This window comes from Halorussus rarus, from assembly GCF_003369835.1.
Lineage (GTDB): Archaea > Halobacteriota > Halobacteria > Halobacteriales > Haladaptataceae > Halorussus > Halorussus rarus.
On record NZ_QPMJ01000002.1, the window covers coordinates 582,154 to 596,250 of the forward strand.

Consider the following 14,097-nt stretch of genomic DNA (forward strand, 5'->3'; position numbering starts at 1 on the left):
ACGACCGGCGACTCAGTAGATGAGTTCGTCGTCGTTCTCGACCATGTAGAGGGTCCGGGCCGCGATGTTGACCGCGTGGTCGCCCACCCGTTCGAGGTCCCGGACCGTCAGCAGCAGGCGCGAGACGTCCTGAAGGAGCTGTTCGACCTCCTCCTCGGTGTTGTTCTCCAGTTCGGTCTCGATGAGGTCCCGGACCACGAGCTCGCTGGCGCGCTCGCACAGTCCGTCGAGGTCGTCGTCGCGCTCGGCGATGCCGTAGCAGCCGTCGGCGTCCTCGTCGGCGTAGGCCGCCATCGCGTCGTCTATCATGTCGAGGGTGATGGTGCCCAGTTCCTGGATGTCGACCTCCGGGAACACGTCGTGGTTGGCGTCGAGGGTGTAGTCGCCGAGGTTGGTGGCGAGGTCGCCGATGCGCTCGAGGTCGGTGATGATCTTGAACGACGCCGCGACGAACCGGAGGTCGCCCGCGACCGGCTGCTGGAGCGCGAGCAGGTCGATGCAGTCCCGTTCGAGGTCGAGGTAGAGCTGGTTGACCTCCTCGTCGCCGTCGATGACCTCCCACGCGAGGTCGTCGTCCTTCTGTTCGAGGGCGTCGAGTCCCATTCGGAGCCGCTCCATCACGACCTCGCTCATGTAGAGGACGTTCTCGCGGAGATCGATGAGCTTCTGCTGGTAGTCCTCTCGGGGCATACCTACGCATGCGCGTGTCCTCCTGTTGTACCTTTCGCCCGCTCGACCGGACGCCGGCCCGCGGTACCGAACCCGGCCGAACTTCCGGGCCCGGTCGCGGGGTCACTCGATGAGCCGGTCGTCGCTCTCGACCATGTAGAGGGTCCGGGCCGCGACGTTGACCGCGTGGTCACCCACCCGTTCGAGGTCCCGGATCGTGAGCAGCACGCGCGAGACTTCCTGGAGGAGCAGTTCGACCTCCTCGGTGTCGGCGTCGTCGGGGAGTTCGGTCTCGATGAGGTCCCGGACCACGCGCTCGCTGGCGCGCTCGCACGCCGCGTCGAGGTCGGCGTCCCGGTCGGCCAGCGCCTCGCAGGCCGCGGGGTCGGCTGTCTCGTAGGCCGCCAGCGCGTCCTCGACCATGCCCGTGGCGTGACGACCGAGCGCCCGCAGGTCGACGTCCGCGAACACGTCCCGGTCTGCGTACAGCGCGTACTCGCCGAGGTTGGCGGCCAGATCCCCGATGCGCTCGAGGTCGGTGATGACCTTGAACGACGCCGCGACCAGCCGGAGGTCGCCCGCGACCGGCTGCTGGAGCGCGAGCAGGTCGATGCAGTCCCGTTCGAGATCGAGGTAGAGCCGGTTTATCTCGTCGTCGCCGTCGATGACCTCCCACGCGAGCTCGTGGTCCTGTCGGTCGAGGGCGTTGAGTCCCATGCGCAGCCGGAGGACGACCAGGTCGCCGAGCCGGACGACGTCCTCCCGCAGGGTTTCGAGCTGATCCTGAAAGCCGGTTCGAGGCATGCGTTTACTCGCTAACTCCTTGACTCGCTGTCGTGATGGTCTGTCGTGCGTGGCGATTGGTCGGCGGTCGGCGCTGGCTGTCAGGTAAGCCTCGTCGTTTCTCGAACTTCGACTTCCACCCCACCTCCGAAATCCGCCGCGAGCGAACACAGTGAGCGAGCGGTCCAAGGAACCCTCGACGGAGTGACGGCAAGGCGGCAACGCCGTCTTGGCCGGAGCGACGGAGGGGTGACGCAGCGTTTTTCATGAAAGTTTTCCAAGGGCGGGCGCGTTCATGCGCCCGACCGCTGGAAAAGTTTCATCCGAACTTCCCGGTGATGTAGTCCTCGACGCGCTGGCTGTTGGGGTTCTCGAAGATCTGGTCGGTCTCGCCGTACTCCACGAGGTCGCCGCCCGTGAGGAAGACGGCGGTCTGGTCGGAGATGCGGGCGGCCTGCTGCATGTTGTGCGTGACGACGACCACCGTGTAGTCGTGGGAGAGCTCCTCGATGAGGTCCTCGATCTTGGCGGTGGCGATGGGGTCCAGGGCGGACGCCGGTTCGTCCATCAGGATGACCTCGGGGTCCACGGCGAGGCAGCGTCCGATGCAGAGCCGCTGCTGTTGGCCCCCGGAGAGGCCGAGCGCGTTGTCGTCGAGGCGGTCGCTGACCTCGTCCCAGAGCGCGGCCTGCCGGAGCGAGCGCTCGACCAGTTCGTCCTCCTTCTCGGAGTCGGCCCGGCCGAGGAGCTTGTCGAGCAGCCCGTCGTTGATGTCGCCGTGCTTGCGCGGGCCGTAGGCGATGTTGTCGCGAATCGACTTCGGGAACGGGTTGGGCGACTGGAACACCATGCCCACGCGCTTGCGGAGCTCGACCAGGTTCACGCCGTCCTGGTAGATCTCCTCGCCGTCGAGTTCGACCGACCCGTCGATGCTGGCCGAGCCGATGCGGTCGTTCATCCGGTTGAGGCATCGCAGGAACGTCGACTTCCCGCACCCGGAGGGCCCGATCAGCGCCGTCACGCTCTTCTCGGGGATGTCCATCGACACCGACTTGATGGCGTGGTCGTCGCCGTAGTAGACGTCGAGGTCCTCGACGGAGATCTTGGGCGCACCGTCGAACTCGTACTGGGTCCACTCCTCGCGGAGCTCCTCCTGGCTCTCGCCGCTGACGGTCGTCGACTGGGGCTGGCTGTCGGGCTGTTCGTCGGTCTGCTCGGTCTGCTTGAACTCTGCGTTGCTCATTGTTCGAGTTTCCTCCGGAAGTAGATCCGCGACGCGATGCCGACCGCGTAGAACGACAGCACGACCACGAGCAGCACCAGCGCGGTCGCCCAGCCGAACGCGGGGTCGGAGCTGACGACGCCGGCCGTGATGGTCGCGTACAGCTTGTAGGGCAGCGCGGTGATGCTGTTCAGCAGCGCGGGGTTCGCCACGAACGGCGGGCTCGCCGTGAACTGGAACGACGACAGCACCTGCGGGCCCCCGCTGGCGCGCAGGTTCCCGGTGGCGACCAGCAGGATGGGCGCGGTCTCGCCCGCGATGCGACCGACGCCCAGGATGACGCCGGTGATGACGCCGGGCATCGCCGCGGGCACGACCACGCTCTTGATTGTCTCCCACTGGCTGACCCCGAGCGCGGCGCTGGCGTCGCGGTACTCGTCGGGCACCGTCATGATGGCCTCGCGACTGGTGATGAGCACCAGCGGGAGCAGCATGAATCCGAGCACGAGCTGGCCCGCCAGCAGCGAGGTGGTGTTGCCGAGCCGCGGCACGAGGAAGGCGTAGCCGAACAGCCCGTAGACGATGCTCGGCGTGCTCCAGAGTCCGTTGGTCGCGATCTCGACCACGCGGGTGAAGCCGCCCTGCTCGGCGTACTCGGTGAGGAAGACGGCGGCGCCGACGCCCAGCGGGACCGCGAACAGCACCGCGCCGACGACCAGCCAGACCGTGCCGACGATCGACGGCAGGACGCCGTTCATCACGTCCTGGGACAGCGAGTAGCCGTTCATCGTGAACGGCCAGTAGAACCAGACGCCGGGAATCTCGAAGATGACCCACTCGTCGAGGACGGGCGCGTGGAACCAGAAGGCGGGTTCGGTGAACAGCCCGAACTTGACGCCCTCGACCATCCGGGACCATCCCTTCCCGGCGACGAAGAGGATGAGCAGCAGCAGGACCCCGAGCATGGCGAAGGCGTTCATGCCGACGAGCAGGTACGCCCCGGCCTGGCGCCCGCGGGTGCCGAAGCCCTCGTAGGCCTTCGCGGCCGCCCACGCGCAGACGAGTCCCGCGAAGATGGTCAGCACCGGGCCGGTCACGGGGCCGGTGAAGGTGGCTGAGAAGCCCTGGGGCGCCCACTCCCACCCGGGCGTGATCACGTCGAGCAGGAGCAGTCCGCCGACGAGGACCGACAGCGCGCCCGCCGGTAGCGTCGACCCGACGTCCTCCCGGGGCACGACCGTCGCCGCGGCCACGCCCACGCCGACCAGCAGCGCCGCGGGCACCCAGCCGACCGCACCGAGCCCCAGCGTCTGGGAGGCGAACAGGCCGCCGGCGACGACACCGACGAGCCCGAACAGCCCGCCCGTGAGCAGGCCGGCGCTCCGGTCGGGGGTCGTGTCGAAGAGGTCGGCGCGCGAGGCCAACCCCAGCGCCACGACGCCGGCGCCGGCCAGCACCAGGCTCGCGCCGTAGAGGTCGAACAGCGTCACGCCGAGGAACTCGCTGCCGACCTCGGTCCACTGGAAGATGGCCGCGACGCCCAGGATCACCGACAGCACGTTCAGGCCGACGACGCCGGAGGCGACCCGCTCGGCCAGCGTCGACTCGTCGGCGACGAGGGTGCCGGTCTCGTAGCTCATCGGCTCCCACCCAGCTTGCGCTCCATGTGGGCCTCCACGAGCTGCGAGGCGATGCTGAGCCCGAGCACGGTCACGAACAGCACCACGCCGGCCGCGAACAGCGCCGACATCTGGTTGCCCGAGGCGATGCCGTACTGGCCGGCGATGAGACTGGTGAGCGTCTCGGTCCCCTGGAACACGTCGTAGATGGGGTCGGGCAGCACCTGCTGGTGGGGCAACATGACGGTCACGGCCATGGTCTCGCCGACCGCCCGGCCGACCCCGAGCAGGACCGCGGCCGAGACGCCCGAGAACGACGCCGGGACGGTGACGCTCTTGACGGTCTGCCAGTCGGTCGCGCCGAGCGCCAGCGAGCCGCTCTTCATCGACTCGGGCACGCTCCCGATGGCGTCCTCGGCAATCGAGACGACCGTCGGCAGCGCCATCACGCCGATGACCAGTGCGGCCGCGAACAGGCTCCCGAAGTTCGCGAGCTCGAACTCCTCCATCATGTACGTGTTGATGATGACGTAGCCGATGAAGCCGTAGACGATGGAGGGGACCCCGGCCAGAATCTCGATGCCGGGCTTGATCACCTCGCGGGCCCACCGGGGCGCGATCTCGCTGATGAACAGCGCGCCCGCGACGCCGAGCGGGCCGGCGATGGCCATCGCGAGCACGGTCGTCACGAGCGTCCCCCACATCATCGGCACCAGCGAGTAGATCTCCTCGCTGGTGCTCCACAGGGGCTGCTCGGTCCGGAAGATCATGTCCAGCCCCATCGCCCGGAACACCGGAATCGACCGGAGCACCAGGTATATCGTGATGAGCCCGAGGATGACGACGGTCGAGGCCGTCATCAGGAACATCAGCAGCTTCGCGGTCTCGGCCTGGTGGGCCGCCCACCCGTAGGCGGCCGCGACCAGGAACGCCAGCACCGGGAACACCGTGTACGCCGGCGCGACGAGGAACGCCACCAGCGCCGCGAACACCGAGACGACGGCCGCGGCGTCGACGAACTGCGCGCCGCGGTCCATCTCCGCCACCGACGTGCGGGCCGACCGGACGCGGGCGTCGATTCCCCCGATCATTGGGCGTCGGGGAGTTTCTGGAGCTGGTTCTCCCGGCGTCGCTTCGTCAGTTTCGAGTAGCCCGACGTCTTGACGAAGTTCTCCTGACCGAACTCGTTGATGAGCATCCGGAGGTAGGCCGCCTCCTTGGGCGAGGTCCCGTCGTAGGTGTAGCAGTGGAGGTCTCGAGAGAGCGGGTACCCCTTCTCGGCCAGGTTCTTGCCGGGCTCGTACAGCTTGCCGTCGAACGAGAGCGCGACGGTCGGCGTCCCGCTGGTGACGAACGCCAGCGCCATGTACGCGAGGGCGTTGGTCGACTGGGAGACGATGGTCTCGACCTGCTGGTTCTGGCCCTTCCGGACGTCGACGCCCGACATCGAGGCGTCAGGGTCGCCCAGCATGTTCGCCCGGAACGCGGTGTCGGTGCCCGACCCCTCGGCCCGACCGACAGCCTGGATCTGCTTGTCCTCGCCGTCGTACGACGGGATCTCCGACCAGTTTTCGATCTCGCCCTGGTAGATCTTCCGGACCTGCTCGGCGGTCAGCTTCTCGACGCCCGCCTCGTACACCTCCCGGCTGACGACGATTGGCTGGGCGTCGACGCCGACCACGTGGTTCGTGTACTTGTCGAGTTCCTCCTGGCTCAGGTCGGGCAGTTCGGCGTCGACCGGCGCGCTCGCGTTGCCGATGTCGATGAGGCCGTTCTTGAGCTTCTCGAGGCCGGTACCGGAGTGACTCAGCCCCACCGTCACCTTGAACGGCGGGTTCGTGCCGTCGGCCTCGAACTCCTCGTACATGCTGGCCCAGTAGTTGGCCAGCCGCTCGTCGGTGTCGATGCCGTAGTTGCTCGGTCCCCAGTACTCCTCGTCGCTCGCCGGCGGGTTCGAGTTCCACACCGACGCCGCCTTGCTCGTTATCGGGTACACCGTCGAGGACCCGCCCGCCTTCAACTGGTCGACGGACGACTCGCCGCCCCCGGACGTCGTCCCCGTCGCACCCCGGCCCCCCGGAGGCGTCGGACTCGTGCTGATGCACCCCGCCAGCGACGCGATGGCGCTACCCCCTCCGAGGAGAACGGCTCGACGGTCGACTGAGGGTCTGTCCCGCATTACGCTTGAGTTGCCCGAGACCAAGTAAATACCCTACTATTATATCTATATAGTCGTACGTACCCACGCATATTCAGGTTCGCTGACGGTCGTCAGACGTCTCCAAGCTCCGCGATTTGGGGTTTCGGGCTACAACTCGGCAGTAGGGCGTAATTACTACTCAGGTCGTGATAGAATCTTCTCAGGATTATTCGTCGGACACCGCCGAATTTCCAGCCCTGTATATAGATTTGAATAGATTTATTGTGCATCGTCACCCGGAGTCACACATGGAAACCCGGAAGGTCCAGGTCACGGGCGGTTCCACGTTCACGGTCTCCATCCCCAAGGACTGGGCGACCGAGAGCGGCATCGAGGCGGGCGACCGGGTGGAGTTCCACCCGGAGGGCGACTCGCTGCTGCTCTCGCCGCGGTCGACCGAGGACACCGTCGAGGGCACGGTCGAGATAACCGACCTCGAGGGGCCGGAGCTGATGCGGACCGTGTTCACGATGTACGTCAGCGGCTTCGACATCATCAACCTCGAGGCGACCAGGGTGACCCCCGACCAGCGCCGGACGGTCCGGGACGCGACCCAGGGACTCGTCGGCCTCGAGGTCATCGAGGAGACCAGCGACCGGGTGGTGCTCCAGGACCTGCTCGACTCATCGGAGCTGTCGATACTCAACGCCATCACCCGGATGCGGCTGGTCTCGGCCACGATGCTCGAGGACGCGGTGACCGCGCTGGTCGAGGACGACGACGACCTCGCGACCGACGTCATCGAGCGCGACGACGACGTCGACCGCCTCTGGTTCATGATCTCGCGGGTGTTCCGGTCGGCGCTGCGCAACCCCAGCACCGCAGCCGACATCGGCCTGCCCCGCGAAACGTGTTTCGACTACCACTCGAGCGCCCGCCAGCTCGAGCGCATCGCGGACCACGCCGCCAAGATCGGCAACCTCGCGCTCGAACTCGGAGAGATTCCCGAAGAGGTCGCCGAGGGGCTCGAGGCCCTCCACGCGGAGTCGGCCGACATCGTCGAGATGGCGATGGACGCGCTGCTCGAGGACGACGGCGACGAGGCGACTCGACTCGGCAACGACGCCCGCGAGCGCGTGCGCGGCGTCGACGAGCACACCCGCGCGGTCGACGACATCATCCGGGAGATGGACGCCCAGCGGGCCCAGCACCTGAGCCTCGTCGTCGACTCGCTGTCCCGGAGCGCCGACTACGGCGGTAACATCGCCGAGACCGCGCTCCAGAAGGCGGCGCCGCGGCCGGAGATCTAAGTCGAAATTCGCGAGAGAAGACGGAGAACCGACCCGGGTTCAGAGCTCGCCGAGCTTCCGGAGGAGCTGGCCCTGGTACTCCCGGTCGCTCTCGACGCCCTTCAGTTCGAGGACGTTGCGCTCCAGTTTGTCGCGCGCGACGCTGAACGCCTGCTCGGCGCCGTAGCCCTCGCCCGAACCGGCGACCTGTCCGCGGTTGGTGCGGAGCCGGATCTTGCACTGGATCAGCGGCGTCCCGCGGAGCTTCTCCTTGTGCTCGTGGAACCGGACGTGGGCGTGGCGGACCCGCATCTTGCCGTACTTCTCGGAGATCTCCTCGATGGACGACCGGATCGAGTCCCGGCTGAGCGTGTCGAGCAGGCTGACGTTGGTGATCTGGACGTCCATCACGTCCTCCTCGGTGTACGACAGCGCCCGGAGCACGTCGGTCTTGGTGATGACGCCGCCGACGACCCGGTCGTCGTCCTCCGGAGTGACGACCAGCCCCGAGAAGTCGTGCTCGAACATGCGCTCGACCGCCGCCCGGACGGTCTCGTCGAGGTCCGTGGTGGCGGCGGGACTGGACATCACGTCGTACACCGGCAGGTCGAGCAGCCGGTCGCCCTCGCCCGACCGATCGCCCCGGGTGGTCTTCTCGACGTTCCGCGTCGCGAACTCGACCACGTCGTGGGTGGTGACGACCCCCGTCAGGAATCCGTCCTCGTCGACGACCGGGAGCCGGGAGACGCCGTGCTCGCGCAGGCGGTTGATGGCCTGGCCGAGCGTGGCGTCCTCCGCGATGGTGATGACGTTCTCGGTGTAGATCTGCTCGACGGTCAGCGTGTCGAGGTGTTCGAGGACCGCCTCGAGGATGAGGTCCTGGCTGATGACGCCCCACAGCGACCCCGACTCGAAGACGGGCGCGACCTTGGTGCCGCCCTCGACGAGCGTGCGGGCGACGTCCCGGACGTCGTCGGTCCGGTCGACCTTCGGCGCGGACTTGGTCAGCGTCTCGATCTTGGTGTGGTCCTCGATGTGAGAGCGGAGCAGTTGCTTCTGGGTGATGACACCCTCGTACTTACCGGCCTTCGTCACGATGATACCCTTCGGATTCTCCTCTTCGAAGACGGACCGGGCCTTCCCGACGTTCGACTCGGCGTCCAGCTCGGTGTAGTCCGTCGTTGCAATTTCAGCGATGTCCATCGTCAGGTGGAGATAGGCCGGCGGCGGTAATGAAACTTGGCAGAATTCCGGGATTGTGAGAACTGTGCGGCGGACCGAACGACGGGCCCCGGGCGAACGCCGGCAGGAGATTTTTGCGGCGTCCGCCCGTACTGGACCGAGTGATACCCGACATCGGCGCCGCATTCGGTCAGTACACGTACCTCGTAACCGAGGTCGTCTGGGGGGTCGTCGCGGTAGGGCTGCTCTATCGGGCCGACGCGCTGGCTCAGGCCGCTCGCACCGTCGTCGTACTCTACCCCATCGCGTACGCGTGGGACTGGTACACGCTGCATATCGGCGTGTTCGACATCCGCCTCCGAACCGGTATCGACTTTCTCGGCATCCCAATCGAGGAACATCTCTTCATGGTGGTAGTTCCGTGGCTCGTACTCGGAATCCACGAGAATCTCCGCGATGAGGCCGAATCTGGCCTACCGGCTCAAACCCCCGAAAACGGGGGGTAAGCGCCAATTACCGCGGGACGGGCGGGGGTTGGAACAGACGTGCAACTGTTCGTAAGCAACGGTTTCTGGCGGGTAAATGGTGAATAACAAAGACTAATCCGAGCGATGTGTTCTATCCATGCTGGGTTACGAGCAAGGGGTGGCAGAGTAATGAGCACCATTGGTGACTCTTCCGGAACCGAAAGCGCCGATCCGGAGGAGACTCCGGACCAGCAGGACTCGGCCGTCGCGGACTCGCAGGTCTCCGACATCGTCGACGACGACGAGGAGGAGGCCGAGGAGGATCTCTCGCGAGATCTCGTCTTCGACGTTCTCAAGAACCGGCGGCGACGGTACGCCCTCCACTACCTCCGACGCGCGGACGGGTCGGTCCAGCTCTCGGAGCTGGCCGAGCAGGTGGCCGCCTGGGAGAACGACATCACGGTCGACGCGATCTCGGCGGCCGAGCGCAAACGGGTGTACACCGCGCTCTACCAGTCCCACCTCCCCAAGTTAGACGACGCAGGCATCGTGGAGTACAACCAGAACCGCGGCATCGTGGAGCTGTCGACCGCCGCCGAGCAGCTCGACGTCTACCTGGACCTCGAATCCCAGCCGGACGTGCCCTGGGCCAACTGGTACCTCGGACTCGCGGTCGGCGGGCTCGGCCTCCTGTCGGGGGCGTGGCTCGGACTGCCGCCGCTCTCGGCGGTGGCGGACGTCCTGCTCGCGACCGTCATCGTCGCGGCCTTCGGGTCGGTGGCGCTGGCGCACACGTACTTCACGCGCCACGCGGGCGCCGCGAGCGAGACGCCGCCGGAGATCCAGGAGTCGTAGCCATGGAGGAGGCGGTGCGGCCCGGAGCGCCCGCGGAAGGCCCGGGTGCGTTCGGCGAGGCCGGCACCCAGACGCTGGTCCGAACGCCGGCCGACGCCGACCCGGTCGCCGCCCTGCCCGAGCGCGCGTTCGAGAACCTCCTGGTGGTCTCGGCACGCGACCACCCGAACCGGCTCCAGACGCGAATCGAAGGCGCAGGACACGACCCGGCCGCGGTCGGCGCCGTGCCGGTGCTCCCGGCGGCCGAGGAGTACGACGGCGCCCTCTGGACGACCGACCCCGTCGATCCCGACGACCTGACGGGGCTCGCGATGCGGCTCTCCGACGCGATGCGCCACGTCGAGCCGGGCACCGGCTGGGTGCTGGCCGACGCGCTCGGCGTCCTCCTCGTGTACGCCGACGACTCGCGGGTGTGTCGCTTCTTCCAGACGCTCACGACCCGGGGTCGGGCGCGGGACGTCCGCGGCGTCTACTGCGTGAATCCCGACGCGGTCGCGGACGAGACGTACGAGCGACTCCGGGCGATGTGCGACGCGGAGTACTCGCTGGAGTAACGGTCCGCTCTTCTTCGGGTTCGCGGTGCCTACCGCAGTTCAGGTGCTCCCTACGGAGCGTCTCGGCCGTCCCGATCGAGTGTCGACCGTCCCCACGGGCGGCGAACGGTCGCTCAGAGGACCGACCACGGCCTCGAAGCGATTCGAAACTCGACTCATCGGTTCGAACATCGACTCGATTACTGCAGAAACAGTCAACTACTACTGTATTTATATTTGAAACTTGGGGTGGTTCCGAAGTATTGAGAACCAATCATATTAAATACATCACGTGAGGAGGAACCACCACCTACCTCCCATGGACGCAGACAAGTATCCGCCCGAGAACGGTCGGCGTCGATTCGTGAAAGGTGTCGTCGGGTCGGCGGGGCTGACCGGCGTCGGGACCGCCGCGGCCACTGCCCTGAACTCCGCCACCTCCGTCAGCGGCGGGACCGGCGGCCCGACCGATTACGTCGGCATCGAGAACACGGACGGGCCGGCCCCTCGCGGCATGCCGCTCGTCCCGCTCACCATCGACGACGAAGGCTACCTGAAGGGAATCTGGCCAGAGATACAGGAACGAGAGCTGGAGAACGGCGACACCGTCACCATCACCGAGCAGGAGATCGGCGGCGTTACCTACACCGGGCGGTGGTTCCAGTACTGCGGAGTCCAGACCGCCCAGGGGCTGCGCCCCGACGCCGATCAGGACAACTACCTGCGCTCGAAGCCCGGCCTCTACGAGTGGCAGGCCGACCACGAGCCGGGCCAGAAGCTCCACGTGGACGACTTCGACGACTACGAGGAGTGGACCAACGGCATCGGGTCGGCCGGCTCTGGCAAGCCGGCCCAGACGACCTGGCGCTCGCAGTCCGAGGGCGACCAGGACGTCCAGGAGCTTCCGATCCAGGTGCTGCGGTCGTCGAAGGTGTCGGAGCTGCCCGCCGAGAGCGACAACCCCGAGTTCCTGCGGGCGGCCACCGAGTCGGACTTCATCGCGTGGCTCGACAAGTGCACTCACTTCTGTTGCACGCCGGGGTTCAACTCCTCGACCGACGCCTCGAAGTTCGACGCGACCGACGCGGTGTACTGCCAGTGTCACCAGTCGGTGTACGACCCGTTCTCGCCGGTCGAACTGTCGTTCAACGCCTTCCCGCGGCCCGACTCGTAGGAGACCGAGATGGCGAACCCGACCGGTACGAGGATGACCGTGAACGGGATGCGAACTCGCCTCGCCAGCGTACCAACGACCGCGGCGATGCCCAACACCAGCACGAGCTCGGCCAACAGAACGACGATTTTGCTCACGTTCTCGGGGGCGATCGCGGGCGGTCGACGGGACAGTTCGACGGAATCTCGTGACCGTTCGGCGAACGCTGTTCGGAGATACGGCCACGGGCGCGGATTACCGAGTCAGATCCTCGTTTCTGGCCCGCAGAGTACGGCCGTCGGAGGAGAGGGACGGTCGGCGAGACGACTGGATCCATTGAACCGTCGTACGGCCTTGGGGCGGAAAGGCCTGTTAGCCGTCCCTCCCCGGTGAAAGATAGCCGCCTCGAAGAAGGACTTACAGTTCGGTGAAAATAGAGTTGAAAATCTAAGTACCTTTGATGCCCGAGCAACCGCGAAGGACGACAACCTCGACGTCCTCATGCCGGTCCGCCAGAGCCTCGGCGCGGACATCTCCGGCGCGCTCAATGACTCCACCAAGAACGTCCTCGTCGAGGGCTACGGCAAGGCCGACGTCGAGCTCGAAAGAGAAATTAGTCGATGTGGCCTTCGGCGCGGAGCTGGTCGGCGTCCTGCTGGGTGTAGCGCCATTCGACGTTGGCCTTCTCGTCCTGCCAGTCCCACGGTTCGACGACGACGACGTCGCCCGTCTCGATCCAGACGCGGTACTTCATCCGACCGGGGATGCGGCCCATGCGATTCTCGCCGTCCTCGCACTGGACGCGGACGTGGTTGCCGCCGTTGTGTTCGGTCACGACGCCGAACAGTTCGTCGTCGTTCGGCATGCGGAGATTTCGACGACCCGAATTTTCACTCATACTTTATAGAGGAGCCCACCACGTAAAAGTAATCTGGAACATTTGGTGACACGGACCTCGGACCGGGTACGAGGTTACCAACTTCGACTACCAGACCAGTCTCGTCGACGGCTCGAAGACCGAGTACCTGGTCCGGTACCTCGACGCCGAGGGCTACGACTACGTCGTTCTCCTCACTGACGACGACGCCGAGGACGCAACCACCCGCAAAGAGCGACTCATCGACAAGGACGTCGAGGAGAATCGAATTGTCTCGGTGAGCGACGTCCTGGACGACGCCGACGACGATGCTGACGTCGAGATAGAGGGCCTGACGGCGTCGTCGCGCTAAACCTCCCGAAGAGAGACCCATGTTTTCGCTTCCCAGTCTTCGAGGTTTATCGGTCCACCTCCTGGCGGAGGTGAGCACAACTGACGCGTTCTCGCCGGTTCTCGGGACACCAGGTCGTGTCGGTCTTCGTAATCCAGCCACCGTCGGTGGCGGGGTGAACTGGTCCTCGCTCGGGTGCTTCGGCTGGCACTCGAGACAGAGGTCCAAGTACTCGATCTCGCCGCGGTCGCGAATCAGAATCTTGTGAGTCGCGGGGTCGATCTGGCCGCCACAGTCGCCGCAGGCCAGAGAACCACCGTCAGCGAGGACCGCAGGCTCGGCGTCCGTGTCCTCTTCGTGGAGTTGGATAGCGGCGCGGACGTGCTCGGGGTCGGGGCCACTGTCTTGGAGCGCGCCGATCTCGGCGTAGAGGTGGCGGGCAGGACAGTGAGGGGTGGTCCGCTATGCCCTGCCGCGGCCGGAGCGAGGTGCCGCAGAGTCCGCAGGCGGTCGTGACGACGAGATGTCTCCCGTTGGGCTTCTTGCGGTACTCCAGCGTCACGGCGAACACCTCCCGTCTTCGAGGGCCGGACAGCGTTTGCTCGGCTCGTCGATGTAGCCGCCGCGAAACCGAAGATTTCGAGATGTTCGTCAGCCTCGAGGGTAGCCCGGCGGTCCGAGCTCGCGCGGACCACCTCGTAGTCAGGAGTACGACAGTCGCGGCTGTTCCCGAGTAGCTGAAACTGGCAAAAACAGCCGGGCTGCTTTCATAAGAAGTGGGTTTGGGCAGATTTGAACTGCCGGCCTCCTCCATGTCAAGGAGGTGTCATAACCAACTAGACCACAAACCCATTTCGGTGCGGTCTTCGTCGGACGCATTTACGAGTTTGTCCGGGGGATAATTGAACCTTTCGGATTCCGGCGCAGTCCGGCGATTTTTCGCGAGACCGAGAGGCGGTGGACAGGCGGAGCACCCC

15 protein-coding genes and 1 tRNA gene are annotated in these 14,097 nt (G+C 66.2%); 5 read left to right on the top strand and 11 right to left on the bottom strand.

Features of this window, described 5'->3' with window-relative positions:
* Positions 1–12: 12 nt before the first annotated feature.
* From phoU (DVR07_RS11100) to DVR07_RS11125, 6 genes are all read right to left on the bottom strand, one after another.
* Complete coding sequence (phoU, locus tag DVR07_RS11100; protein ID WP_115797344.1) at positions 13–690, bottom strand: phosphate signaling complex protein PhoU; 678 nt, start codon at positions 688–690, stop codon at positions 13–15.
* A gap of 102 nt (positions 691–792) precedes the next feature.
* Positions 793–1,473, bottom strand: coding sequence for a phosphate signaling complex protein PhoU (phoU, locus tag DVR07_RS11105; protein ID WP_115797346.1), 681 nt, complete (start codon positions 1,471–1,473; stop codon positions 793–795).
* Positions 1,474–1,771: 298 nt separating this feature from the next.
* Positions 1,772–2,695: a phosphate ABC transporter ATP-binding protein PstB gene (pstB, locus tag DVR07_RS11110; protein ID WP_115797348.1), complete on the bottom strand. Its 924-nt coding sequence runs from the start codon at positions 2,693–2,695 to the stop codon at positions 1,772–1,774.
* Positions 2,692–4,314: a phosphate ABC transporter permease PstA gene (pstA, locus tag DVR07_RS11115; RefSeq protein WP_115797350.1), complete on the bottom strand. Its 1,623-nt coding sequence runs from the start codon at positions 4,312–4,314 to the stop codon at positions 2,692–2,694. Before pstA ends, pstB begins: the two co-directional genes overlap by 4 nt.
* Positions 4,311–5,384 (bottom strand): phosphate ABC transporter permease subunit PstC, encoded by a 1,074-nt coding sequence (gene pstC / locus DVR07_RS11120; RefSeq protein WP_115797352.1) that lies wholly within the window; start codon positions 5,382–5,384, stop codon positions 4,311–4,313. Before pstC ends, pstA begins: the two co-directional genes overlap by 4 nt.
* On the bottom strand, positions 5,381–6,472 hold the full coding sequence (locus tag DVR07_RS11125; protein ID WP_115797354.1) for a PstS family phosphate ABC transporter substrate-binding protein: 1,092 nt from the start codon (positions 6,470–6,472) through the stop codon (positions 5,381–5,383). The genes pstC and DVR07_RS11125 overlap by 4 nt, the downstream gene beginning before the upstream one ends.
* A gap of 269 nt (positions 6,473–6,741) precedes the next feature.
* On the opposite strand from DVR07_RS11125, the gene DVR07_RS11130 reads away from it, so the two are divergent.
* On the top strand, positions 6,742–7,743 hold the full coding sequence (locus DVR07_RS11130) for a phosphate uptake regulator PhoU (RefSeq protein ID WP_115797356.1): 1,002 nt from the start codon (positions 6,742–6,744) through the stop codon (positions 7,741–7,743).
* A 39-nt stretch (positions 7,744–7,782) separates the two neighbouring features.
* Here DVR07_RS11130 and DVR07_RS11135 read toward each other — a convergent pair whose 3' ends face one another.
* Positions 7,783–8,925, bottom strand: a complete 1,143-nt coding sequence (locus DVR07_RS11135) for a CBS domain-containing protein (protein WP_115797358.1) — start codon at positions 8,923–8,925, stop codon at positions 7,783–7,785.
* A 140-nt stretch (positions 8,926–9,065) separates the two neighbouring features.
* Here DVR07_RS11135 and DVR07_RS11140 point away from each other — a divergent pair, with 140 nt between their 5' ends.
* The 4 genes from DVR07_RS11140 to DVR07_RS11155 all read left to right on the top strand — a co-directional run bounded on the left by DVR07_RS11140 (position 9,066) and on the right by DVR07_RS11155 (position 11,933).
* Positions 9,066–9,410, top strand: coding sequence for a lycopene cyclase domain-containing protein (locus tag DVR07_RS11140; RefSeq protein ID WP_115797360.1), 345 nt, complete (start codon positions 9,066–9,068; stop codon positions 9,408–9,410).
* Positions 9,411–9,560: 150 nt separating this feature from the next.
* Positions 9,561–10,226 carry a DUF7344 domain-containing protein gene (locus DVR07_RS11145; RefSeq protein ID WP_115797363.1) on the top strand — a complete coding sequence of 222 codons (666 nt, stop codon included), beginning with the start codon at positions 9,561–9,563 and terminating at the stop codon, positions 10,224–10,226.
* A 2-nt stretch (positions 10,227–10,228) separates the two neighbouring features.
* On the top strand, positions 10,229–10,780 hold the full coding sequence (locus DVR07_RS11150; protein WP_115797365.1) for a DUF7504 family protein: 552 nt from the start codon (positions 10,229–10,231) through the stop codon (positions 10,778–10,780).
* 298 nt (positions 10,781–11,078) lie between these two features.
* The gene (locus tag DVR07_RS11155) at positions 11,079–11,933 is read left to right on the top strand and encodes a ubiquinol-cytochrome c reductase iron-sulfur subunit (RefSeq protein ID WP_115797367.1); all 855 of its coding nucleotides are present in this window, start codon (positions 11,079–11,081) and stop codon (positions 11,931–11,933) included.
* On the opposite strand, the gene DVR07_RS21565 is transcribed toward DVR07_RS11155, so the two are convergent.
* The 4 genes from DVR07_RS21565 to DVR07_RS11175 form a co-directional block, all read right to left on the bottom strand.
* On the bottom strand, positions 11,861–12,070 hold the full coding sequence (locus tag DVR07_RS21565; protein ID WP_162829525.1) for a hypothetical protein: 210 nt from the start codon (positions 12,068–12,070) through the stop codon (positions 11,861–11,863). The two genes, DVR07_RS11155 and DVR07_RS21565, sit on opposite strands and share 73 nt — an antisense overlap.
* Positions 12,071–12,525: 455 nt before the next feature.
* Positions 12,526–12,810: a translation initiation factor eIF-1A gene (gene eif1A, locus DVR07_RS11160; RefSeq protein WP_115797369.1), complete on the bottom strand. Its 285-nt coding sequence runs from the start codon at positions 12,808–12,810 to the stop codon at positions 12,526–12,528.
* A complete protein-coding gene (locus tag DVR07_RS11165; protein ID WP_115797370.1) occupies positions 12,803–13,162 on the bottom strand; it encodes a hypothetical protein in 360 nt (119 codons plus the stop codon). Before DVR07_RS11165 ends, eif1A begins: the two co-directional genes overlap by 8 nt.
* 735 nt (positions 13,163–13,897) lie before the next feature.
* Positions 13,898–13,971, bottom strand: a tRNA-Val gene (locus DVR07_RS11175).
* Positions 13,972–14,097 lie beyond the last annotated feature (126 nt).

Coding starts and splice junctions, on each gene's coding strand:
- DVR07_RS11145 (WP_115797363.1), top strand. CDS start 9,561: ATGAGCACCATTGGTGACTCTTCCGGAACCGAAAGCGCCGATCCGGAG.
- eif1A (WP_115797369.1), bottom strand. CDS start 12,810: ATGAGTGAAAATTCGGGTCGTCGAAATCTCCGCATGCCGAACGACGAC.
- pstC (WP_115797352.1), bottom strand. CDS start 5,384: ATGATCGGGGGAATCGACGCCCGCGTCCGGTCGGCCCGCACGTCGGTG.
- pstB (WP_115797348.1), bottom strand. CDS start 2,695: ATGAGCAACGCAGAGTTCAAGCAGACCGAGCAGACCGACGAACAGCCC.
- DVR07_RS11130 (WP_115797356.1), top strand. CDS start 6,742: ATGGAAACCCGGAAGGTCCAGGTCACGGGCGGTTCCACGTTCACGGTC.
- DVR07_RS11150 (WP_115797365.1), top strand. CDS start 10,229: ATGGAGGAGGCGGTGCGGCCCGGAGCGCCCGCGGAAGGCCCGGGTGCG.
- DVR07_RS11135 (WP_115797358.1), bottom strand. CDS start 8,925: ATGGACATCGCTGAAATTGCAACGACGGACTACACCGAGCTGGACGCC.
- pstA (WP_115797350.1), bottom strand. CDS start 4,314: ATGAGCTACGAGACCGGCACCCTCGTCGCCGACGAGTCGACGCTGGCC.
- phoU (WP_115797344.1), bottom strand. CDS start 690: ATGCCCCGAGAGGACTACCAGCAGAAGCTCATCGATCTCCGCGAGAAC.
- DVR07_RS11155 (WP_115797367.1), top strand. CDS start 11,079: ATGGACGCAGACAAGTATCCGCCCGAGAACGGTCGGCGTCGATTCGTG.
- DVR07_RS11165 (WP_115797370.1), bottom strand. CDS start 13,162: ATGGGTCTCTCTTCGGGAGGTTTAGCGCGACGACGCCGTCAGGCCCTC.
- DVR07_RS11125 (WP_115797354.1), bottom strand. CDS start 6,472: ATGCGGGACAGACCCTCAGTCGACCGTCGAGCCGTTCTCCTCGGAGGG.
- phoU (WP_115797346.1), bottom strand. CDS start 1,473: ATGCCTCGAACCGGCTTTCAGGATCAGCTCGAAACCCTGCGGGAGGAC.